Genomic DNA, 20,126 nt, shown 5'->3' on the forward strand with positions numbered 1-20,126 from the left:
CCATGAACAATCTTCTGACCATCCGCAATCTCGCGGTGAACTTCAACGGCCTGCCCGCCGTCGACCGGATCAACCTGTCGATCGCGCCGGGCGAGGTGGTGGGCGTCGTCGGCGAATCGGGCTCGGGCAAGAGCGTGACGATGATGGCGCTGATGGGCCTGATCGACGCGCCGGGCAAGGTGACGGCCGACGAAGTGACGTTCAACGGCGTCGATCTGCTGAAGGCGTCGCCGAAGGCGCGCCGCAAGATCGTCGGCAAGGACATCGCGATGGTGTTCCAGGACGCGCTGACGAGCCTGAACCCGAGCTACACGGTCGGCTACCAGATCAAGGAGGTGCTGAAGCTGCACGAGGGCCTGCGCGGCGACGCGCTGCACCGGCGCGCGCTCGAACTGCTCGACCAGGTCGGCATTCCCGATGCGAAGAACCGCATTGCGTCGTTCCCGCACCAGATGTCGGGCGGGATGAACCAGCGCGTGATGATCGCGATGGCCGTCGCATGCAACCCGAAGCTGCTGATCGCCGACGAGCCGACCACCGCGCTCGACGTGACGATCCAGGCGCAGATCATGGATCTGCTCGTGAAGCTGCAGAAGGAGCGCGGGATGGCGCTCGTGCTGATCTCGCACGACCTGGCCGTGGTGTCCGAGGTCGCGCAGCGCGTGGCGGTGATGTACGCGGGCGAGGTGATCGAGACCAACCGCGTGCCCGACATCTTCCGCGCGCCGCATCATCCGTACACCGAAGCGCTGCTCGCGGCGATTCCCGAGCACAATAAGGGGGCGCGTCGCCTTGCCGCATTGCCCGGCATGGTGCCGGGGCGCGACGATCGCCCGTCCGGGTGCCTGTTCGCGCCGCGCTGCAAGTACGTCGTCGACGACTGCCGCAAGGCGCGGCCGGCGCTCGACACGCTGGTGTCCGGCAACGATGCGATGCGCGCACGCTGCATCAAGCCGCTCAACGTTTCCAACCTCGACCTGACGGGAGGCGCACGATGAATGCAGTCAATCAAACGCGTGCCACGCCGCACGACGAGGAAGCCGTGCTGGTGGCCGACGGACTCGCGAAACACTATTCGGTGAAGCGCGGGATGTTCGGGCAGGGCACGGTGAAGGCGCTGAACGGCGTGTCGTTCTCGCTCAAGCGCGGCAAGACGCTCGCCGTCGTCGGCGAATCGGGCTGCGGGAAGTCGACGCTCGCCCGCCAGCTGACGATGATCGAGACGCCCACCGCGGGAAGCCTGACGATCGACGGCAAGAACGTCGCCGGGGCGAGCCGCGAGACGGTCGCCGACCTGCGCCGCCGCGTGCAGATGGTGTTCCAGAACCCGTTCGCGTCGCTGAACCCGCGCAAGACCGTCGAGCAGACGCTCGCCGAGCCGCTCGAGATCAACGCGAACCTGACCGCCGCGGAGCGCGCGGCGCGCATCGCGCAGATCATGCGCACGGTCGGCCTGCGGCCCGAGCACGCGAAGCGCTATCCGCACATGTTCTCGGGTGGCCAGCGCCAGCGGGTCGCGATCGCGCGCGCGATGATCCTCGATCCGCGCATCGTCGTCGCCGACGAGCCGGTGTCGGCGCTCGACGTGTCGATCCAGGCGCAGATCCTGAACCTGTTCATGGATCTGCAGGAGCAGTTCAAGACGAGCTACGTGTTCATCTCGCACAACCTGTCGGTGGTCGAGCACGTCGCGGACGACGTGATGGTGATGTACTTCGGCAGCGTCGCCGAGCTCGGCGACAAGGAGACGATCTACGCGCGGCCGCGCCATCCGTACACGCGCGCGCTGATGTCGGCGACGCCGGCGATCTTCGAGGAAGACCGCCGCGTGCAGATCAAGCTGCAGGGCGAACTGCCGTCGCCGCTCAATCCGCCGTCGGGCTGCGCGTTCCACCAGCGCTGCCCGTATGCGGTCGAGCGCTGCCGTGCGGAGGAGCCGCAGCTGCGCGAGGTCGATGGCCGGCGCGTGGCCTGCCATCGGGCCGAGGACGTAGGGGAGGCGAATGCCTGAAGCGTTGGCGGCGCGCGCGTGTGGCGTGCGCCGTGCGGGGGCCGGCGGTGCGCGCGTGATGCGCGCGTACCGCTACGCGCGGCGCTGGAGCGTGCGTACCGTCACGGGCGCGGCGCTGGCCGGCGCGTGCGTGGCGGCCAGCCTCGTGGTTCCCGTCGAATCCGCGCGCGCCGAAGGGCGCGCGCCGGCCACTTCACCGATTCGCCCGTCGCAAGTCCCGCCGCCCGGCATGAGCCTGCCGGGCTTTCATGCGCCCGCCGTGACCGACGGCACGGTATCGCGCGGCACCGTGCGCGTGCAGCCCGCGCGCATGCCGTTCTACGTCGCGACCAAGGGCAAGGTCACGCTGTACGTGCTCGGCACGCTGCATACGGGCGATCCGTCCGATTACCCGAGCGCGCAGCCGTTCCGGCCGCGCATACTCGCGGCGCTCGCCGCGTCGCCGACGCTCGCGCTCGAGCTGTCGCCCGACGACCTGCTCGAATCGCAGGACGACGTGTCGAAGTACGGCGTCTGCCGCTATCCGTGCCTGCAGCGCCTGCTGCCGGAGCCGCTGTGGCAGCGGCTCGCTGCGCGTCTGCGCGGCAACCCGGCCGCGCTCGCGGAGATCCGCAAGATGCGGCCGTGGCTCGCGGCGCTCGTCGTCGAGACCTACGATTCGCTGTCGGCCGGCCTGCAGACCGAGTACGGCACCGAGGCGCAGCTGCAGAACGTCTTCCTGAAGAAGAAGGGCGGCCGCGTGATCGGGCTGGAGACGCCCGCCGAACAGATGCGCGCGTTCACCGGGCTCACGCTGGCCGAGCAACGCGAGATGCTTGCGCAGGACATGGTGCAGACCCCGGCGCAGAACGCCGACGACATCAAGGCGCTGCATCGACTGTGGCGAATTGGCGACGCCGATGCGATCTCGGCCTGGGCGGTCGCGAAGAGCGAACGGCTCGCGCGTTCGAAGGCGTTGTCGGCGTCGCTCGACAACAAGATCGTGTACGAGCGCAACCGGCGCTTCGTTGCACGGATGACGGCAATCGCCGCACCGAACCGGCCGCTGTTCGTCGCGATCGGCGCGCTGCACCTGGGCGGCCCGCGCGGCGTGCTCGAATTGTTGCGTCAACAAGGTTACAACGTCGACGCGAACTGATCGCCGTCAGCGCGTTCGAACCGATCCTCCCCTGTTTGATCGACGTCGCGCCGGCGGCGTCAAACGCCTGTATGGGCAGGCTATTCGATAAGGAAAACCCTCGAATCGTCAGAAAATAGCGTTTCAAACGATTGACATCCCGATCTGCCAATCTCTATTCTTCGATCCACAAGTTGAAAAAATGAAAAGAATAGATAAGTTCTACGGGGTAGCAGAAAAAAGCGCGGGGTGAGCGCGTTGCCGGCACGTGATGCACGTGCCGGCCGCGGAAGTGTCTGCATGTACGGCGGGGCCAATCATCGTCGGACAACAACAATGCATGCAGGCCGACTTGCGAATAAGCGACGTTCCGTCGTCCAACCGGGGAAAGGCAGTAAACGGGCGGCGGCGGACGTTTTTTAATCCGGAATGTTTTTCCGGTCACCGTCGCAAGACGGTTTCGGGGGGCGAATCGACAGACGGCGAAGCCGCGGCGATTGCGCCAACGGAAAAGCGCCACGAGGGCGCTTTTTTCTTTGGTGCGACGGATTTGTATCCGCTTGCGCGGCCGGCCGGATTACGTGCGTTCGTCGGCCTGCAGCACGCCGGGCGCGACCACGTCGACGCCCACCGACTCGAGCGCCGCGCGAATCCGTTTCGCGAACGCCAGCGCGTGCGGCCCGTCGCCGTGCAGGCAGACCGTCTGCGCATTGAGCATCACCCATTCGCCGCCGATCGCCCGCACCTGGCGGCTGCGCACCATGTCCAGCGTGCGCGCGATCATCGCGTCCTCGTCGTCGATCAGCGCGCCGGGCTGGTTGCGCGGCACGAGCGAGCCGTCGGCGCGGTAGCCGCGGTCGGCGAACACTTCTTCCACCGCGGCGAGCCCCGCGTGCCGCGCGGCCGCGACGAACACGCTGTTCGCGAGCCCGAACACCGCGAGCGACGGATCGAAATCGCGGATCGCGGACACCACCGCATCGGCGATCATCGGGTCGCGCGCGGCCTGGTTGTACAGCGCGCCGTGCGGCTTCACGTGCGCGATGCGCCCGCCTTCCGCCTGCGCGATCGCCGACAGCGCGCCGAGCTGGTACAGCACGCCCGCGTAGATGTCGCCGGCCGGCAGCTGCATTTCCTTGCGGCCGAAATTCTCCGGATCGTGAAAGCTCGGGTGCGCGCCGATCGCCACGCCTTTCTGCACGGCCCAGCGCACGCAGTCGCGCATCGCGTTCGCGCCGCCCGCATGCCACCCGCATGCGATGTTCGCGGACGTCACGAGGTCGAGCAGCGCCTCGTCCGAACCGCATCCTTCGCCGAGATCGGCATTCAGATCGATTTCCATGATGTTCCTCGTCCACTGATTGCGTGGCGCGTCTTGGCTCCTGCTACTGACTTCGGTACGTCCACCGTCATTGTCACGCCGCTTGCGACTGCGCGCGGCGGCGCGCTTCCTCGCGCATGTCGATCGCCACGTCGATCTGCCGTAGATACGCACGCTCCGCGGCGAGGGCGGCACGCGCGGCGTCGGGCGTCGTGCGCACGAAGCGGATCGGCAGGTTGAGCCGCGCCTGCGCGAGTTTCCACAGGTCGGCCCGGATCACCGTGCCGATCTTCGGGTAGCCGCCGGTGGTCTGCGCATCGTGCATCAGCACGATCGGCTGGCCGTTCGGCGGCACCTGGATCGTGCCGGGCAGCACCGCATGCGACAGCAGCTCGGCCGGCTTTTCGCGCACGAGTTCGACGCCGGCAAGCCGGTAGCCCATGCGGTTGCTGTTCGCCGTGACGAGCCATTCCTCATCCCAGAACGCCTGCTGCGAATCGGCGGCGAACGACGCGTAGTCGGGGCCCGGCAGCACGCGCACGGGCATCGCCCACGGCGCATGCGCGGGTCGGTGGCGGCGCGGCGGCTCGTCGACGCGCACGAACGCGCACCACGCCGGCGCCTTCACGCCGAATTCCGGCGCATCGGCCGCGAGGCAGCCGATGCCGGCCGGCGGCACGCCGACCGGGAGGCGATCGCCGTCGCGCAGCGCGCGGCCGCCAAGGCCGCCGAAGCGCGACGCGAGATCGGTGCTGCGCGAGCCGAGCATCGGCAGCACGTCGATGCCGCCGGCGATGCACAGGTAGCCGCGCATTCCGCGTTTCGCGGCCGGCAGCACGAGCGTCTGCCCGGCCTCGACCGGCAGGCTCCACCATGAAAAGACGCGCCGGCCGTCGAGCGTCGCGCCGAACTCGGTGCCGGTGATCGCGATGCGGGTCGCGCGCGTGAAGCGGAACGCGGCCGGGCCGATCGTGATTTCGACGGCCGCCGCGTCGGCGCGGTTGCCGACCAGCCGGTTGCCGACCTCGAGCGCGAGGCCGTCGAGCGCGCCGCCCTGCGCGACGCCGAGATGGCGTGCGCCGCGGCGCCCGAGATCCTGCACGGTAGACAGCGGGCCGGCCCGCACCACTTCGATGGTGCCCGGTGCGTTGCTCTGGGTCATCGTGCGTCGACTCCCGCAATGGTGAAGCGCACGCGGTCGCCGGGCAGCAGCAGCGTCGGCTGCGGCCGCGCCGGATCGAACAGCACGTGCGACGTGCGGCCGATCAGCTGCCAGCCGCCGGGCGACGTGGCCGGGTAGATGCCCGTCTGCGCGCCGCCGATGCCGACCGAGCCGGCAGGCACCTCCAGGCGCGGCGCCGCGCGGCGCGGCGTGTGCAGCGTGGCGTCGAGGCCGCCGAGATACGCGAAACCCGGCTGGAAGCCGACGAAGAACACGACGTAGGCGCCGGCCGCATGGCGCGCGACGACCTCGTCGGCCGACAGGCCGGTATGCGCGGCGACGGCCGGCAGGTCGGGGCCGGCGGCGCCGCCGTACTCGACCGGAATCTCGACTTCGCGGCCGTCCGCGTGTTCGACGTCGGCCGTCTCCCACGCGTCGCGCAGCGCCGGCGTGAGCGAATCGGCGGTCGTCGCGAGCGCGTCGAACACGATCGTCAGGTTGTTCATCCCGGGCACGACGTCGATCACGTCGGGCCACGCGCGCGCGGCCTCGGCAACGGCCCAGACGCGGCGCTGGCAATCGAGCGTGGCGGGCGGCGGCACCTCGCAGACGAGGGCGGCATCGCCGAGCGGATAAAAGCGGGGTTGCGTCATCGGACTGGCACGGTTCGGACGGCAATGTTAGCGCACATTGTCAATAAAATATCGACAACTTCCCAATAAGCGTTTTCGCCTAGCCCGTATGGCGGGGCTTCTGGCGTACACTCGGCACACCCTGTCAACCGGCTTGCTCCGCCTTTCCATGAAGCGTCCTGCGACCAAGATCGTGTCATCCGAACACCTCGTTTCCGATTCGAGCGCGGAGCTCTCGGAGCTCGAATACGGGCTCATCATGGCAGGCAACGCGTTCAACCGGTGGATGGTGCGCTGCATGTCGGCGGCCGGCGCGAAGGACATGACGGCGGTCGAGGTGTCGCTGCTGCATCACGTCAGCCATCGCGAACGCAAGAAGAAGCTCGCCGACATCTGCTTCGTGCTCAATATCGAGGATACGCATGTCGCGACCTATGCGCTGAAAAAACTGATCGCCCGCGGCTATGTGAAGAGCGAGAAGAACGGCAAGGAAGTGTTCTTCTTCGCGACCGACGCGGGCCGCGACCTGTGCCTGAAGTACCGCGAGGTGCGCGAGCACTGCCTGATCGAGACGCTGAAGGACAGCGGGCTCACCAACGAGCAGATCGGCGACGCCGCGCAGTTGCTGCGCCACGCATCGGGCCTGTACGACACGGCTGCGCGCGCGGCGGCGTCGCTGTAAACGGTTGCGCCGGCGGCGCGCGGCACTGCGCTGACGGGCGCGGGACGGCGGATGCGGCGCGGCCCGCCGCGTCATCCGGCGGCCGGGTACAGCGTGCCGTCGGTCACGATCCATTGCAGCGCGAGATCGTGCGCTTCGGCCGGCAGCGCGTCGACGCGGCACGCTTCATACGCGATGCCGACCGTCACGGGCAATGCGCTGCCCGGCCACGCGGCGAGCGTGCGGTCGTAATAGCCGCCGCCGTAGCCGAGCCGGTAGCGCTGCGCATCGAATCCCACGCACGGAATCAGCAACAAATCAGGGACGACGACGAGGCCCGACGCCGGTTCCGGAATCCGGTGATGACCTTCGCGCATCGGCGTGTGCGCATCCCATGCATGGAACGCGAGCGGCGTGTGCGGCTCGCCGATCACGGGCAGCGCGGCCTGCCTGCCGGCACCGGCCGCGCACCAGGCGAGCACCGCGTCGCGCGCATCGAATTCGCCCGGCAGCGGCCAGTAGAACCCGACCGTGCGCGGCGCGAGCCGGTCGAGCAGCGAGCGCAGCCGCGCGTCGAGCGCGGCGTTCGCGGCGGGTTGCGACGCGGCGTCGCGACGCGCGCCGGACAGCGTTTTGCGCAGCGCAACCTTCGGGTTCGGCACAGGGTTGCGTGCTATGCTTTCGCTCACTTCGTGCTCCAGTCAATACGATGTCGAACAGCCTTTTCCGAGTATATCGCGCGGTCGCGCTGGCACTTTCCGCCACCGCGCTCGTCGCGGGCACGGCCGCGTGCGCCGCACCGAACGACGACACGCTCCCCGGGGATGACCAGATCTTCGTGCAGCTTCGCGAAGCCGCACGCCGCAACGACGCCGCGAAAGCCGCGCAGCTCGCGTCGATGATCCCGAACTATCCGGTCCCGTCCTACGTCGAGTATTTCCAGATCAAGCCGCAGCTGTTCGATTCGACGGGCCGCGCGCGCGTGGACGCGCCGGACGCGCCCGTGCAGTCGTTCCTGCAGCGCTACGACGGCCAGGCGATCGCCGACCGCATGCGCAACGACTACCTGCTCGTACTCGGCGCGCGCCACGACTGGCGCAACTTCGACGATCAGTACAAGCGCTTCGTGCTCGACGACGACACGCAGGTGAAGTGCTACGCGCTCGAATCGCGCGCGTCGCGCGGCGAGAACGTCGCCGACGCCGCACGTGCGCTGCTCGTCGAGCCGAAGAACTACGGCGACGCGTGCGTCGACCTGATCACCGCGCTCACCGTCAACCAGCAGTTCAGGAGCGACGACGTGTGGCAGCAGGCGCGCCTCGCGTACGAACAGAACTACACGACGCTCGGCGGCAAGATCGTCGACGCGCTCGGCGCGCGCCCGGTCGGCTTCGACCAGGCGACGAGCGCGCCACCGCTGTACCTCGCGCGCGGCGTCGGCGCGGATGCCGCGTCGCACCAGCTCGCGCTGATCGCGCTCGGCCGCATGGCGCGCAACGATCCGGACGCCGCGGCCGGGATGCTGTCGACGGTCGCGCCGTCGCTGACCAAACAGGAGCAGGCGATCGCGTGGGGTGCGATCGGTTACCAGGGCGCGATCAAGCGCTCGCCGCTCGCCTCGGTCTGGTATGCGAAATCCGCGAATGCGCCGCTGTCGAACCCGGGCTACGAATGGCGCACGCGCGCCGCGCTGCTCGCCGGCAACTGGCCGATGGTGCGCTGGTCGATCGAGCAGATGCCGCCGTCGCTGCGCGACGATCCGGCCTGGATCTACTGGCATGCGCGCGCGCTCAAGCAGAGCGGCGACACGCTGCAGGCGAACCAGGAATTCGAGCAGGTCGCCGGCCAGTTCAACTTCTACGGGCAGCTCGCCGGCGAAGAGCTCGGCCAGCGCACGGCGATCCCGCCGCGCACGAAGGTGAGCGACGCCGAGATCGATGCGATGAGCAAGATTCCCGGCTTCGCGCTCGCGCAGCGTTTCTATGCGCTGAACCTGCGCCTCGAGGGCAACCGCGAATGGAACTGGCCGCTGCGCGGGATGACCGATCGCCAGTTGCTGGCCGCAGCCGAATACGGCAAGCGCGTCGAGCTGCTCGACCGCACGGTCAACACGGCCGATCGCACGAAGGCCGAGCACGACTTCACGCTGCGCTACCCGTCGCCGTATCGCAGCACCGTCGAGCGCTATGCGCAGTCGACCGGCCTCGACGTCGAATGGGCGTACGGGCTGATCCGCCAGGAATCGCGCTTCATCATCAGCGCGCGTTCGTCGGTGGGCGCGGGCGGCCTGATGCAGCTGATGCCGGCCACCGCGCAGATGGTCGCGAAGAAGCTCGGCATGGGCACGATCTCGCGCGCGCAGATGCACGACATCGATACCAACATCCAGCTCGGCACCTGGTATCTGGCGGACATCTACAACAACTTCGACAGCTCGCCGGTGCTCGCCACGGCCGGCTACAACGCGGGCCCGGGCCGGCCGCGCCAGTGGCGCCAGGTCTTGACGCAACCGGTTGAAGGCGCGATCTTCGCGGAGACGATTCCGTTCAACGAGACGCGCGACTACGTGAAGAACGTGCTGTCGAACACCGTCTACTATGCGGCGCTCTTCGAGGGCAAACCGCAGTCGTTGAAGAAGCGTCTAGGCATGATCTCGCCCTGATCCGCAATCTTCACACTGCCGCGCGAGACGCGGCAGTGCGCTTAAGGGCCCGTTCACGCTGATAACGGCCAGACCCCGGTTGTGATTTCTTCGTGGTCGGGCGAGCGTGTGTCATTAGCGTGAACAGGCCCCAGGAGCCTCGAATCATGGATCGCCAGACCGTCGCGCTGCTGGGCGGCACCGGCTTCATCGGCAGCCGGCTCGTCAATGCGCTGATCGATGCCGGCAAGCAGGTACGGATCGCCACGCGGCGGCGCGACCACGCGCGCCACCTGCAGATGCTGCCAGTCGAAATCGTCGAACTCGACGCGCTCGACACGCGCACGCTCGCGCGCTTCGTCGCGGGCGCGCATGCGGCGATCAACCTGGTCGGCGTGCTGCACGGCGGCCGCGGCACGCCGTACGGGCCCGGCTTCGAGCGCGCGCACGTCGCGCTGCCGGCCGCGCTCGCGACCGCCTGCACCCAGGTGGGCGTGCAGCGCGTGCTGCACATGAGCGCGCTCGGCGCCGATTCGCACGGCGCGAGCATGTACCAGCGTTCGAAGGGCGACGGCGAGGCCGCGCTGCATGCGATCGCGGCGACCGACTCGCTCGCGCTGACGATCTTCCGCCCGTCGGTCGTGTTCGGCCCCGGCGATGCATTTCTCAACACGTTCGCGAACCTGCAGCGCACGGCGCCCGTGCTGCCGCTCGCGATGCCCGACGCGCGCTTCCAGCCGGTGTTCGTCGGCGACGTCGTGCGCGCGTTCGTCAACACGCTCGATCTCGCGGCCGCGCACGGCAAGACCTACGAGCTGGGCGGCCCGACCGTCTACACGCTCGAGCAACTGGTGCGCTATTGCGGCACGCTGGTCGGCCGGCAGGCGCGCATCGTGCGGCTGCCCGACGCGCTCGCGCGGGTGCAGGCGAGCGTGTTCGAGTGCCTGCCCGGCGAGCCGGTGCTCACGCGCGACAATCTCGCGTCGATGTCGGTGCCGAACGTGCTGTCGGGGCCGCTCGTGCCGGAACTCGGGATCACGCCCGCGAGTCTCGAAAGCATCGCGCCCGCGTATCTCGGCCACGCCGCGCAGCGCTCCCGGTTCGACTGGTTCCGCTCGCGCCGCTAGGCCGGCAGCGTCTTCCTTTTCACCTTCGCGTTTTCCGGAACACCGTCATGAAACTCGTCATTGGAGACAAGAACTACTCGTCGTGGTCGATGCGCCCGTGGCTGCTGCTCGCGCATTTCGGCATCCCGTTCGACGAGATCGCGATAGAGCTGCGCCGCGACGACACGGACGCGCGCATCCGCGAGTATTCGCCGTCCGGCAAGGTGCCGTGCCTGATCGACGACCACGGCGTCGCGATCTGGGATTCGCTCGCGATCGCCGAGACGCTCGCCGAGCGCTATCCGCAGTTCCCGATGTGGCCCGCCGATCCGCTCGAGCGCGCGCATGCGCGCTGCGTCGCGGCCGAGATGCATTCGGGCTTCGCGGCGCTGCGCACGCAGATGGGCATGAACGTGCGCGCGTCGATGCCGGGGCGCGGCGCGACGCCCGATGCGCTCGCCGACGTCGCGCGCATCGATGCGCTGTGGAGCGAGTGTCTCGAAGCGTCGGGCGGCCCGTTCCTGTTCGGCGAATTCGGGATCGCCGATGCGATGTACGCGCCCGTCGTGATGCGCTTCAACACGTACGCGCCGGGCCTGTCGACGGAAGCGGCCGGCTATGCGGCCCGCGTGACGGCGCTGCCGGCCGTGCAGCGCTGGATCGACGGCGCGCGCCGCGAAACGAACGTGATCGCCGAATACGAGCCGACGCCATGAACATCTACGCAGTAGGCGGCGCGATCCGCGACGAATTGCTTGGCGTGCCCGTGCAGGACCGCGACTACGTGGTGGTGGGCGCGACGCCCGAGCAGATGGCCGCGCAGGGCTTCCGGCCGGTCGGCAAGGATTTTCCGGTGTTCCTGCATCCGCGCACGCAGGAGGAGTACGCGCTCGCGCGCACCGAGCGCAAGACGGCGGCCGGCTATCACGGCTTCCAGTTCCACTACGCGCCGGACGTGACGCTCGACGAGGATCTCGCGCGGCGCGACCTGACGATCAACGCGATGGCGCGCGAAGTGAGCCCGGAGGGCGCGCTCGTCGGGCCCGTGATCGATCCGTTCGACGGGCAGGCCGACCTGCGCGCACGCGTGTTCCGGCACGTGAGCGACGCGTTCGTCGAGGACCCGGTGCGGATTCTGCGGATTGCGCGCTTCGCCGCGCGCTTCGCGGATTTCACGATCGCGGACGAAACGCTCGCGCTGATGCGGCGGATGGTCGACGCGGGCGAAGTCGACGCGCTCGTGCCCGAACGCGTATGGCAGGAAGTCGCGCGCGGGCTGATGGAGGCGAAGCCGTCGCGGATGTTCGCGGTGCTGCGCGAATGCGGCGCGCTCGCGCGCATCCTGCCCGAAGTCGATGCGCTGTGGGGCGTGCCGCAGCGCGCCGATTACCACCCGGAAGTCGATACCGGCGTGCACGTGATGATGGTCGTCGACTATGCGGCGAAGCAGGGCTACTCGCTGCCGGTGCGCTTCGCGGCGCTCACGCACGATCTCGGCAAGGCGACGACGCCGGCCGACGTGCTGCCGCGCCACGTCGGCCACGAGGGGCGCAGCGTCGACCTGCTCAAGCCGTTGTGCGAGCGGCTGCGCGTGCCGAACGAATGCCGCGATCTCGCGCTGGTGGTCGCGCGCGAACACGGCAACCTGCATCGCGTGATGGAGATGGGCGCGGCCGCGCTGGTGCGGCTCTTCGAGCGCAGCGACGCGCTGCGCAAGCCGGCGCGTTTCGCCGAGATGCTGCAGGCGTGCGAGTCGGATGCGCGCGGGCGGCTCGGGCTCGATGCGCAGCCGTATCCGCAGGCCGAGCGGCTGCGCGTCGCGCTCGCGGCCGCGCGCAGCGTCGACGCCGGCGCGATCGCGCGCGGCGTCGGCAACGATTCGGAGAAAATCCGGGAAGCCGTGCATCGCGCACGGATCGAAGCCGTCGCGCAGGCGCTCGCGATCGGCGAATAGGGTCGACGGGGAGGGCGCGCGCCGCGCGCCTGCCGCCGGACGATCGTTACGACTTCTTCTTGCGCGCCGGCTTCGCGGCCGCCGGGCGTTTGCCGGCGGACGAGCGCGGCCTGGCCGCGGCTTTCTTTCCTTTTCCGGCTGCGGTGGCGGCGCGATCGCGATCCGCCCGTTTGGGCGCCGGCACGCGGCGCTTCGCGCGCGGTTCGCCCGGCGCCGCTTTCCCGGGATCCATCGTCGCGGACACGAACCTGGCGCTGCGGTCGTCGAACAGCGGCAGCGTGCCGACCGTGATCACCTCGGCCGGCCCGTCGCCGACGTTGGCGACCCGATGCCGCTTGCGTGCGTCGAAATGCAGCGAGTCGCCGGGCGACAGCGGGTATTTCTTCCTGCCGACCGTGTAGCAGATCAGGCCGGCCAGCACGTACACGAATTCGTCGCCGCCGTGCGCGACCCATTCCGAGCAGTAGCCTTCCATCATCTGCACCTTCACTGCATTGATCTGGCTGCCGTCGAACGTGGTCGAAAGGCGTTCGTACCACTGCGATTTGGCGTCGAGCGCATACGGCTTGCGGCTGCCTTCGTGCGAATCGGGCTGCGCCTGGCGCGGCTGGTCGATCAGCGCGCCGAGCGGCACGTCGAGCGCCTTCGCGACGTTGACGAGCGACGACAGCGAGATGCCCGTGAGGTGGCGCTCGACCTGGGACAGAAACCCGACCGACAGCTTCGCTTCGGTCGCGACTTCCAGCAGCGTCTTCTTCGCTTCCCGGCGCAGGCGGCGAATGCGCTGGCCGATACGCATGAGGTCTGAATCCATGAATCTCTTTCGTGGCAACGAGTCGGGAGGCGAGCGGCCGGGCGTGCGGTCGCCGGACGGTGACTGCCGCGCATCGCACGAAGCACGGCCGTCGGGACGACGATGCGCGCGCATTGTACCGCGCAGCGTTCGCCGGCGAACTCGCGTTGTGCCGGGGTGCGCGGGTGTCGTGCCGATTTTAGCCCTACGAAAATTTGCGCTTGACCTCGATTTCAGCGTGCTCTAGATTCTGTCGCGCGTATCAAAAAAAGTTAAGTGGGACGAAAATTTTTAAAGGGCCCGCCGCCGCAGCGGCACGGCGGCCCGGCATCGCGCCGGGCCGGCCTCGGGCCTGCACCCCGCCACGTCACGCCGCGTCACCGCCGGCCGCCGACAACCATGACAACGGGCTTCCGATGATCGATCGACTCAAATACAGCTTCTCCGGCCTTCCCCCGTACGACGCGTCCGTCGTCGACACGCAGGCGGGCCTGTCGCGCCTGCTCGACGCGCTGCGGCTCGACGCGGTGCTGGTCACGTCCCAGGACGAATACGTGACCGAGTACCTGCCGCTCGCGAACAACCCGCGCTACGCGCTGACGGGTTTCGACGGCTCGGCCGGCTGTGGGCTTTTCCTGAGCGCGGCGACCGCGCAGGCGCTCGGGCTGCCGCCGTTCGTGCTGTTCGTCGACGGCCGCTATCACCTGCAGGCCGAGCAGCAGTGCGACCCGGCGCGCGTGCGCATCGAGAAGCTCGGGATGAACGTGACGATCTGGCAGGCGATGGCCGACTGGCTGGTCGCCCACGGCAGCCGGCTCGCACGGGTCGGCTACGACGCGCGGCGCATCAGCGTCGCGCAGCGCGATCGTCTGTTCGAACGGACGCAGGCCGTGTCGCTCGACTGGACGAGCCTCGTCGATCGCGAGATCGATCGCGCGATCGCGTTGCCGGGCTGGGTTGTCGAGCGGCCAATCTTCGAGGTGCCGGAATCGATGACCGGCGTGAGCGTCGCGCAGAACCTCGACGCGCTGAACCGCAAGCTCGCCGCGTATACCGGCGCACCGGACGGCAAGACCGCATTCTTCACCTGCGCGTCCGACGATCTCGCGTATCTGCTGAACAGCCGCGGCTATCACATCCCGAATGCGTCGTCGCATCTCGGCTTCCTGTTCGCGGTCGGCGGCCAGGTGGCGTTGTTCCTGCCGGAAGGCTGCGACCGCTGCGACGTGTCGCTCGCGTCGTATCCGGCGCTGCACGTGATCCGGCGCGACGTCGCGGCGCTCGAGCGCTTTCTCGCGACGTTCGCGGTCGAGCACGTGTGCTACGGCTTCGAATCGGTGAACTGCGCGCTCGTCGATGCGGTGAAGCGCGTGTGGCCGCACGCGCGGCATGCCGACTTCAACCCGGTCGAGGCGATGCGGGCCGCGAAGACGCCGGCCGTGCTCGACCGGTTCCGCGACGCGTTCGCGCGCAGCTCCGCGGCGATCGCCGAGACGATGCGCTGGGCGAAGACCGGCGAGCCGGGTGTGCGCCATACCGAATACGACCTGGCGCGCACGATCAACGACGCGTACGGCGCGCGCTCGGCGGTGGCGCTGACGTTTCCGTCGATCGCGGCGAACGGCGCGAACAGCGCGTTCGCGCATTACACGGCAGCGAGCGCGGACGTCGAACTGGCGGAAGGCGAACTCGTGCTGCTCGACAGCGGCGCGTATTACGAAGCCGGCTTCGCGACGGACTGCACGCGCGTGGTGCTGCGCCGGACCCGGCCGGAGACGGTCGCGCAGCCGTGGCAGCGCGAGATCTACACGGTTGCGCTGAAGGCCTGCATCAAGGGGCTCGTCACGCGCTTCCCGAGCACGGCAAAGGGCGGCGACGTCGATGCGCTCGTGCGGCAGGTCTGCCGCGACCACGGCCACGATTTCGGCCACGGCACCGGGCACGGCGTCGGGATTCACGTGCATGAGGGCGGCGTGCGGTTCGCGCCGGGCGCGCAATACGGGCTCGTGCCGAATGCGGTGATTTCGGTCGAGCCGGGCATCTACCTGGCGGGCAAGGGCGGCGTGCGGATCGAGAACATCGTGATCATCCACCGCGACGACGCGCAGCCGGATACCGTGTCGTTCGAGAACATCGTGACGGTCGGCTACGACTGGGACCTGATCGATCTCGACCTGCTGGACGACGGCGAGCGCGCGTACCTGCGCGACTACGAGCGGCTGTGCGCGGCGCGCGGCACGCAGGTCACCGCGTGTCCGCTGCTGTAAGCACCGCCGCCCGCGCAGCTCAGTCCAGCAGGCGCGCGCGCACGAACGGCGCGATCCGCTCGGCGAGCCACGCGTGCGTACGCGTGGTCGGGTGCAGCGTGTCCCAGAACACGCGCCGGCAGCCCTCTTCTGATTGTTGTGACGGGACGGCGGCGCGGCTGCGCGGCCGTGTATCGGAGGGGATGGTACGTGCCGGGCTCGGGCCCGGTCTGTCGAAGCGTGGGACGCCGCGGACGGCGGCGAGAGGCGGGAAGTATGGCGGCGGTGCGGCCGCCGATCAATCAGTGGGTCAGCGCGTGAGCGCCGACACGCGCCCGTCGGGGCCGTAGACGCCGGCCGGCGCGGGCGCCGAGCGCAGCACCGCGAGCGCGCGCTCGTTGTAGTCCATCCGGATCCGGATCAGCATCCCGTTGTTCGCATTGGCCTGGCGTGCGCGTTCGGCGGACTGCTGCAGCAACTGCCAGCGGCCGGCGAGGCGCGCATCGCGCTCGGCGGCCTGGTCCATTCCCTTCTTGCCGGCCGGAAAGCCGAGTGCGCCAAGCTGCGTGTCGCGCGTGCGTTCGAGCTGCGCGAGCCGGTCGATCAGTTCGCTTTTCTTTTCGACGATGCCGGGCAGCATCTCGAGCGGCTGCGCCATCGTCAGCGCCTTTTCCTCGTAGGCGAGCAGGGACGCGAACGCTTCGACCGTCGCGTGTTCGTCGTTGACCGTGGCCAGCAGCTCTTCTCTCATCGCGTCATGCTCGTCGCGCCGGCGCGTCAGGCGCGCCGGCAAACCGGGGGGAGACCGGCAGGGCCGGCTTCAGCTGCCCGGGCGCTGCTGTTGCAGCAGCTCGCGGGCGGTATTCAATACGCCGTCGGCGATCTTGTTCGCATCGATCGTCAACGTGCCGTTGTTCAGCGCGTCCTTGATCGACTGGACGAGGCCCGTGTCGATATCGCCGTTGCCGGACGCGGACACCGAACGCAACTGGCCGGACAGACCCGACAGGTTCACGCTCGTGTCGCCGCCGGTCGACTCCGCGTCGGCCGCCTGCGCGGACGAGGACGAGGCCGCGCCGGATTGCGCACGGGTCGCGCCGTTGCCGGTCGGCGCCAGGGGGCTCGGGTTCGGAGTGGAATCGATCTTCACGATGGGTTTCCTGTTCGGTTTGACCCAGATAACGGCCGGGTCGGCCCGAACTTTAGCATCGCGAGCCCGAAATGCTCCGAATAAACAATTCTTTACATTCTTGCGGCGCGGTCCGTCCCTACAGCGGAATTTCCACGGTGCCGGCGTCCTTGACGATCGCCGTGACGATCTGGCCCGCCGCCATCCGCACCCGCACCGACTGGCCGGGCGCCGCATTCGCGAGCGCGCTGCCCTCGGCCGAAATCGTGAAGCCGGGCCCGGCCGCGACGACCCGCACCGTCTGGCCGGCCGACACCGACGCCGCGCTCTTCAGCATGTCCTGCCGCAGCGGCAGCCCGGCCGAGATGCGCGCGAGCGCGGTCGAGCCGATCGCCTGCGCCGGATCGGTGATCACCGCGAGCGGCAGCACGGTCAGGTCGCCGTCGCGGGCGACCAGGTCGGCCGCGGACAGCGGCTCGCCGGGCGCGATCTGGCGCGCGGCGACGTAGTAGGTGGCCTGCACGGCGACTTTCGCCTGCAGGTAGACGGTCCACGGCCGCTCGCCCGCGCAGCGCACGCCGACCGTCGTGCGGCCCCACAGGCGCGCGCCGGTCGGCAGGAACGGTTCGAGCGTCGTGCAACTGACGAGCCCACGCGGAAACGCGGTCGTGACCGTCGCGGTGGTCTTGCCCGGCAGGCCCGCGATCTGCTGCTGCAGGAACGCGAGGGCCGCGCGGCGGATCGTCTCGGGGTCCTGCTGGCCGGGCGGCGTCGCGGGCTGGGCCGGGGCCGCGTTGGCGGAAGCCGGCACCGCGCGCGGCGCCGGCGCGGCCGACGCCACGCGGGCCGCGGCCACGCGCGCGGCGACGGCCGGCTGCGGGGCCGGCCGTGCGGAATTCGACGCGGGGTCGGCCGTGCCGGCGACGACCGTCGCGATCGCGCCCGGATCGGCGGCGCGCGGCGTGCCGTAGCCGGTGCCGGCGTTCATGCGGGCGGCTGCGTAGACGGGGCGACGCGCAGGGGCCGGGGCGGGCGTGGGCGGCGGGACGGTCGTCACGACCATCGTGCCGGCCGGTTGCGCCGCGTAGCCGGCGCCGGACACGCCGGCGGCGGCGCCCGTGCCGCTCGGCGCGCGGGCCGCGTCCGGCGCCGGGCCCGAACCCGCCGCCGTCGCCGCATTCCCGCCGAACTGCCCGCCGCTCGCCGCACTGGCGTGCGCGAGCGCGGTTTCGGCCGTCTCGCCGCGGCCCGGAATCACGATCATCCCGTCGTCCGCGTGCGCGGCCGGCGCGGCGATCCACAGCGCCGCGGCGAGCGCAAGCGCGCGCCGGACGTGCGTGCGCCGCCCGTGCCTTTCGCGAAGTGCGCTGCCCGTCATCGCCGTATCCCCGATCCGTTGTTCCGCTTCGCATTCTAGGGAGCGGGGCCAGCGCGCAAACGATGAATAGAGGGGGCCTTTGCCGCGTTATTCGCCCGATTGCCGGTTGCGTCCGGCGCCTACCATCGCTGTCATGGAAAAAAGCCTCTCGGGTCGCCATCCGGCGCGAGGGGCGTGCAGCGCTTCATACGGAGAGACGCACACATGCTGGACAAACTCGATGCGGAATTCGCGTTCGGCCGACAGGCGCTGGACGTACGCGCCTACCGGCAGGAACTGCTGTCGTCGAACATCGCGAACTCCGACACGCCCGGCTATCAGGCCCGAGACGTCGATTTCGCGTCGACGCTCGCGCGTTCGCTGAAGCAGGCGGGCGGCGGCCTCGCGCCGAGCAACGCCGGGCAACTGCCGATGACGCAGCCGGCCGGCGTGACGAGCGGGATGTCGATGGTGTCGACGGCGGCGGGCCACATGGCCGGCACCGCGAGGCTGATCCCGACGGGCGGCCCGTCGGACGACTACGGCCGTGCGCAATACCGGATGCCGCTGCAGCCGTCGCTCGACGGCAACACGGTCGATCTCGACGTCGAGCGCGTGCAGTTCGCGAACAACGCGCTGCACTACCAGACCGGGATGACCGTGATGACCCAGCAGATCAAGGCGATGATCGCCGCGATCACGACGAACCAGTGACGGCGCGCAGCGCCCTCCGCATCCGAGCAAAAGGAGCTTCCATGCCTTCGTTGATGAACATCTTCGGCGTCGCCGGTTCGGCGCTGTCCGCGCAGTCGCAGCGCCTGAACGTCACCGCGTCGAACCTCGCGAACGCCGACAGCGCGACCGGCCCGGACGGCAAGCCGTACAAGGCCAAGCAGGTCGTGTTCGAGACCGACCCGATCGGCGGCGCGCGCACCGCGTCGGGCCAGGGCGTGGGCGGCGTGCGTGTGACGAAGGTGATGGACGACCCGTCGCCGATGAAGTCGACCTACGACCCGTCGAACCCGGCCGCCGACGCGAACGGCTACGTGCAGATGCCGAACGTCGACCCGGTGCAGGAGATGGTGAACATGATCTCGGCGTCGCGTTCGTACCAGGCCAACGTCGAGACGCTGAACACCGCGAAGACGCTGATGCTCAAGACGCTGACGATCGGCTCGTAAGCCGCGCGCCGACCGACGTTACAGACCCGACAGTATCGACAGTCCCGACAGAAGGCCACCCAGGATGACTTCCTCCAACACGACGATTGGCGGCAACGGCACCAGCGTGTCGAACCTGCCGACCGACACGATGAACACCAACAAAGTGTCGTCGACCAACGGCACGTCGGCGAGCGACCTGCAGGCGACGTTCCTGAAGCTGCTCGTCACGCAGCTGCAGAACCAGGACCCGACCAGCCCGGTCGACAGCTCGCAGATGACGTCGCAGCTCGCGCAGATCAACACGGTGAGCGGCATCGCGCAGCTGAACACGTCGCTCACGTCGCTGTCGACGCAGCTCACGGCCGGCCAGCAGACGCAGGCCGCGCTGCTGATCGGCACGAACGTGCTCGCGCCGGGCAATGCGGTCGCGGTGAAGAGCGGCGCGGCGTCGCCGTTCGGCGTGTCGCTCGCGAGCTCGGTGTCGAACCTGACGATCACCGTGAAGAACGCGGCGGGCAACGTGGTGAGCACGATCAACGCGGGCGCGCAGTCGGCCGGCACCGTGCCGTTCAACTGGACGCCGACCGACGCGGCGGGCAATGCGCTGCCGGACGGCAAGTACACCGTCAGCGCGTCGTACACCGACAGCAACGGCACGCCGCAGCCGGCCACGACGCTCGCGGCGTCGACCGTGCAGAGCGTGATCAAGCAGGCCGACGGCACGGCGGGGCTCGTGCTGTCGAACGGCACGACGGTGGGGCTGACCCAGGTCGCGTCGATTTTCCCGAACACCGCGTCGTCCTCGTCCGGCGGCACGACCACCAACTGATACT

The 20,126-nt window shown here is 69.3% G+C and carries 20 protein-coding genes; 12 read left to right on the forward strand and 8 right to left on the reverse strand.

Annotated elements, in window-relative coordinates; all coding sequences use genetic code 11:
- Positions 1-2: 2 nt before the first annotated feature.
- Genes HWX08_RS18305 through HWX08_RS18315 form a run of 3 tightly spaced genes read left to right on the forward strand, consistent with a single transcriptional unit; the run spans position 3 to position 3,149 of the window.
- Positions 3-998: an ABC transporter ATP-binding protein gene (locus HWX08_RS18305; RefSeq protein ID WP_069257795.1), complete on the forward strand. Its 996-nt coding sequence runs from the start codon at positions 3-5 to the stop codon at positions 996-998.
- The gene (locus HWX08_RS18310) at positions 995-2,011 is read left to right on the forward strand and encodes a peptide ABC transporter ATP-binding protein (RefSeq protein ID WP_174922830.1); all 1,017 of its coding nucleotides are present in this window, start codon (positions 995-997) and stop codon (positions 2,009-2,011) included. The genes HWX08_RS18305 and HWX08_RS18310 overlap by 4 nt, the downstream gene beginning before the upstream one ends.
- Positions 2,004-3,149, forward strand: coding sequence for a TraB/GumN family protein (locus tag HWX08_RS18315; RefSeq protein ID WP_174922831.1), 1,146 nt, complete (start codon positions 2,004-2,006; stop codon positions 3,147-3,149). Before HWX08_RS18310 ends, HWX08_RS18315 begins: the two co-directional genes overlap by 8 nt.
- A 556-nt stretch (positions 3,150-3,705) precedes the next feature.
- Here HWX08_RS18315 and pxpA read toward each other — a convergent pair.
- The 3 genes from pxpA to pxpB form a co-directional block, all read right to left on the reverse strand.
- Complete coding sequence (gene pxpA, locus HWX08_RS18320) at positions 3,706-4,470, reverse strand: 5-oxoprolinase subunit PxpA (RefSeq protein WP_069257792.1); 765 nt, start codon at positions 4,468-4,470, stop codon at positions 3,706-3,708.
- A 73-nt stretch (positions 4,471-4,543) separates the two neighbouring features.
- Positions 4,544-5,611, reverse strand: coding sequence for a 5-oxoprolinase subunit C family protein (locus HWX08_RS18325; protein WP_069257791.1), 1,068 nt, complete (start codon positions 5,609-5,611; stop codon positions 4,544-4,546).
- On the reverse strand, positions 5,608-6,264 hold the full coding sequence (gene pxpB, locus HWX08_RS18330; protein WP_069257790.1) for a 5-oxoprolinase subunit PxpB: 657 nt from the start codon (positions 6,262-6,264) through the stop codon (positions 5,608-5,610). Before pxpB ends, HWX08_RS18325 begins: the two co-directional genes overlap by 4 nt.
- A 148-nt stretch (positions 6,265-6,412) precedes the next feature.
- Here pxpB and HWX08_RS18335 point away from each other — a divergent pair, with 148 nt between their 5' ends.
- Positions 6,413-6,925, forward strand: a complete 513-nt coding sequence (locus HWX08_RS18335; RefSeq protein WP_006483173.1) for a winged helix DNA-binding protein — start codon at positions 6,413-6,415, stop codon at positions 6,923-6,925.
- Between the two features lie 71 nt (positions 6,926-6,996).
- Here the strand turns inward: HWX08_RS18335 and HWX08_RS18340 are convergent, their stop codons facing one another.
- Entirely contained in the window at positions 6,997-7,566 is a 570-nt protein-coding gene (locus HWX08_RS18340) for a 5-formyltetrahydrofolate cyclo-ligase (RefSeq protein ID WP_174922837.1), read from the reverse strand.
- Positions 7,567-7,613: 47 nt separating this feature from the next.
- Here HWX08_RS18340 and HWX08_RS18345 point away from each other — a divergent pair, with 47 nt between their 5' ends.
- The 4 genes from HWX08_RS18345 (at position 7,614) to HWX08_RS18360 (ending at position 12,605) form a co-directional block, all read left to right on the forward strand.
- A complete protein-coding gene (locus tag HWX08_RS18345; protein WP_174922832.1) occupies positions 7,614-9,566 on the forward strand; it encodes a lytic transglycosylase domain-containing protein in 1,953 nt (650 codons plus the stop codon).
- A gap of 146 nt (positions 9,567-9,712) precedes the next feature.
- Positions 9,713-10,672, forward strand: a complete 960-nt coding sequence (locus tag HWX08_RS18350) for a complex I NDUFA9 subunit family protein (protein WP_174922833.1) — start codon at positions 9,713-9,715, stop codon at positions 10,670-10,672.
- A gap of 47 nt (positions 10,673-10,719) precedes the next feature.
- Positions 10,720-11,367: a glutathione S-transferase family protein gene (locus HWX08_RS18355; protein WP_069257786.1), complete on the forward strand. Its 648-nt coding sequence runs from the start codon at positions 10,720-10,722 to the stop codon at positions 11,365-11,367.
- On the forward strand, positions 11,364-12,605 hold the full coding sequence (locus HWX08_RS18360; protein WP_174922834.1) for a multifunctional CCA addition/repair protein: 1,242 nt from the start codon (positions 11,364-11,366) through the stop codon (positions 12,603-12,605). Before HWX08_RS18355 ends, HWX08_RS18360 begins: the two co-directional genes overlap by 4 nt.
- A 46-nt stretch (positions 12,606-12,651) precedes the next feature.
- Here the strand turns inward: HWX08_RS18360 and HWX08_RS18365 are convergent, their stop codons facing one another.
- Positions 12,652-13,419: a helix-turn-helix domain-containing protein gene (locus HWX08_RS18365; RefSeq protein ID WP_069257784.1), complete on the reverse strand. Its 768-nt coding sequence runs from the start codon at positions 13,417-13,419 to the stop codon at positions 12,652-12,654.
- A 395-nt stretch (positions 13,420-13,814) separates the two neighbouring features.
- Between HWX08_RS18365 and HWX08_RS18370 the strand changes: the two genes are divergently transcribed.
- Positions 13,815-15,665, forward strand: a complete 1,851-nt coding sequence (locus HWX08_RS18370) for a M24 family metallopeptidase (RefSeq protein WP_174922835.1) — start codon at positions 13,815-13,817, stop codon at positions 15,663-15,665.
- A gap of 289 nt (positions 15,666-15,954) precedes the next feature.
- Here HWX08_RS18370 and HWX08_RS18375 read toward each other — a convergent pair whose 3' ends face one another.
- From HWX08_RS18375 to flgA, 3 genes are all read right to left on the reverse strand, one after another.
- Positions 15,955-16,395: a flagella synthesis protein FlgN gene (locus tag HWX08_RS18375; protein ID WP_069258091.1), complete on the reverse strand. Its 441-nt coding sequence runs from the start codon at positions 16,393-16,395 to the stop codon at positions 15,955-15,957.
- A 69-nt stretch (positions 16,396-16,464) separates the two neighbouring features.
- Positions 16,465-16,794, reverse strand: coding sequence for a flagellar biosynthesis anti-sigma factor FlgM (gene flgM, locus HWX08_RS18380; RefSeq protein ID WP_069257782.1), 330 nt, complete (start codon positions 16,792-16,794; stop codon positions 16,465-16,467).
- A gap of 118 nt (positions 16,795-16,912) precedes the next feature.
- On the reverse strand, positions 16,913-18,151 hold the full coding sequence (gene flgA / locus HWX08_RS18385; RefSeq protein ID WP_175807103.1) for a flagellar basal body P-ring formation chaperone FlgA: 1,239 nt from the start codon (positions 18,149-18,151) through the stop codon (positions 16,913-16,915).
- Positions 18,152-18,355: 204 nt separating this feature from the next.
- On the opposite strand from flgA, the gene HWX08_RS18390 reads away from it, so the two are divergent.
- The 3 genes from HWX08_RS18390 to HWX08_RS18400 all read left to right on the forward strand — a co-directional run bounded on the left by HWX08_RS18390 (position 18,356) and on the right by HWX08_RS18400 (position 20,122).
- On the forward strand, positions 18,356-18,844 hold the full coding sequence (locus tag HWX08_RS18390) for a flagellar basal body rod protein FlgB (protein ID WP_069257780.1): 489 nt from the start codon (positions 18,356-18,358) through the stop codon (positions 18,842-18,844).
- Positions 18,845-18,885: 41 nt separating this feature from the next.
- Positions 18,886-19,311 carry a flagellar basal body rod protein FlgC gene (gene flgC, locus HWX08_RS18395; protein ID WP_069257779.1) on the forward strand — a complete coding sequence of 142 codons (426 nt, stop codon included), beginning with the start codon at positions 18,886-18,888 and terminating at the stop codon, positions 19,309-19,311.
- A 64-nt stretch (positions 19,312-19,375) separates the two neighbouring features.
- On the forward strand, positions 19,376-20,122 hold the full coding sequence (locus HWX08_RS18400) for a flagellar hook assembly protein FlgD (protein WP_069257778.1): 747 nt from the start codon (positions 19,376-19,378) through the stop codon (positions 20,120-20,122).
- Positions 20,123-20,126 lie beyond the last annotated feature (4 nt).

The organism is Burkholderia metallica, assembly GCF_902832845.1.
GTDB lineage: Bacteria > Pseudomonadota > Gammaproteobacteria > Burkholderiales > Burkholderiaceae > Burkholderia > Burkholderia metallica.

Excerpts from the sequence above, each read along its gene's own strand:
- HWX08_RS18305 (WP_069257795.1), top strand. The coding sequence starts at position 3 with ATGAACAATCTTCTGACCATCCGCAATCTCGCGGTGAACTTCAACGGC.
- HWX08_RS18310 (WP_174922830.1), top strand. The coding sequence starts at position 995 with ATGAATGCAGTCAATCAAACGCGTGCCACGCCGCACGACGAGGAAGCC.
- HWX08_RS18315 (WP_174922831.1), top strand. The coding sequence starts at position 2,004 with ATGCCTGAAGCGTTGGCGGCGCGCGCGTGTGGCGTGCGCCGTGCGGGG.
- pxpA (WP_069257792.1), bottom strand. The coding sequence starts at position 4,470 with ATGGAAATCGATCTGAATGCCGATCTCGGCGAAGGATGCGGTTCGGAC.
- HWX08_RS18325 (WP_069257791.1), bottom strand. The coding sequence starts at position 5,611 with ATGACCCAGAGCAACGCACCGGGCACCATCGAAGTGGTGCGGGCCGGC.
- pxpB (WP_069257790.1), bottom strand. The coding sequence starts at position 6,264 with ATGACGCAACCCCGCTTTTATCCGCTCGGCGATGCCGCCCTCGTCTGC.
- HWX08_RS18335 (WP_006483173.1), top strand. The coding sequence starts at position 6,413 with ATGAAGCGTCCTGCGACCAAGATCGTGTCATCCGAACACCTCGTTTCC.
- HWX08_RS18345 (WP_174922832.1), top strand. The coding sequence starts at position 7,614 with ATGTCGAACAGCCTTTTCCGAGTATATCGCGCGGTCGCGCTGGCACTT.
- HWX08_RS18350 (WP_174922833.1), top strand. The coding sequence starts at position 9,713 with ATGGATCGCCAGACCGTCGCGCTGCTGGGCGGCACCGGCTTCATCGGC.
- HWX08_RS18355 (WP_069257786.1), top strand. The coding sequence starts at position 10,720 with ATGAAACTCGTCATTGGAGACAAGAACTACTCGTCGTGGTCGATGCGC.
- HWX08_RS18360 (WP_174922834.1), top strand. The coding sequence starts at position 11,364 with ATGAACATCTACGCAGTAGGCGGCGCGATCCGCGACGAATTGCTTGGC.
- HWX08_RS18365 (WP_069257784.1), bottom strand. The coding sequence starts at position 13,419 with ATGGATTCAGACCTCATGCGTATCGGCCAGCGCATTCGCCGCCTGCGC.
- HWX08_RS18370 (WP_174922835.1), top strand. The coding sequence starts at position 13,815 with ATGATCGATCGACTCAAATACAGCTTCTCCGGCCTTCCCCCGTACGAC.
- HWX08_RS18375 (WP_069258091.1), bottom strand. The coding sequence starts at position 16,395 with ATGAGAGAAGAGCTGCTGGCCACGGTCAACGACGAACACGCGACGGTC.
- flgA (WP_175807103.1), bottom strand. The coding sequence starts at position 18,151 with ATGACGGGCAGCGCACTTCGCGAAAGGCACGGGCGGCGCACGCACGTC.
- HWX08_RS18390 (WP_069257780.1), top strand. The coding sequence starts at position 18,356 with ATGCTGGACAAACTCGATGCGGAATTCGCGTTCGGCCGACAGGCGCTG.
- flgC (WP_069257779.1), top strand. The coding sequence starts at position 18,886 with ATGCCTTCGTTGATGAACATCTTCGGCGTCGCCGGTTCGGCGCTGTCC.
- HWX08_RS18400 (WP_069257778.1), top strand. The coding sequence starts at position 19,376 with ATGACTTCCTCCAACACGACGATTGGCGGCAACGGCACCAGCGTGTCG.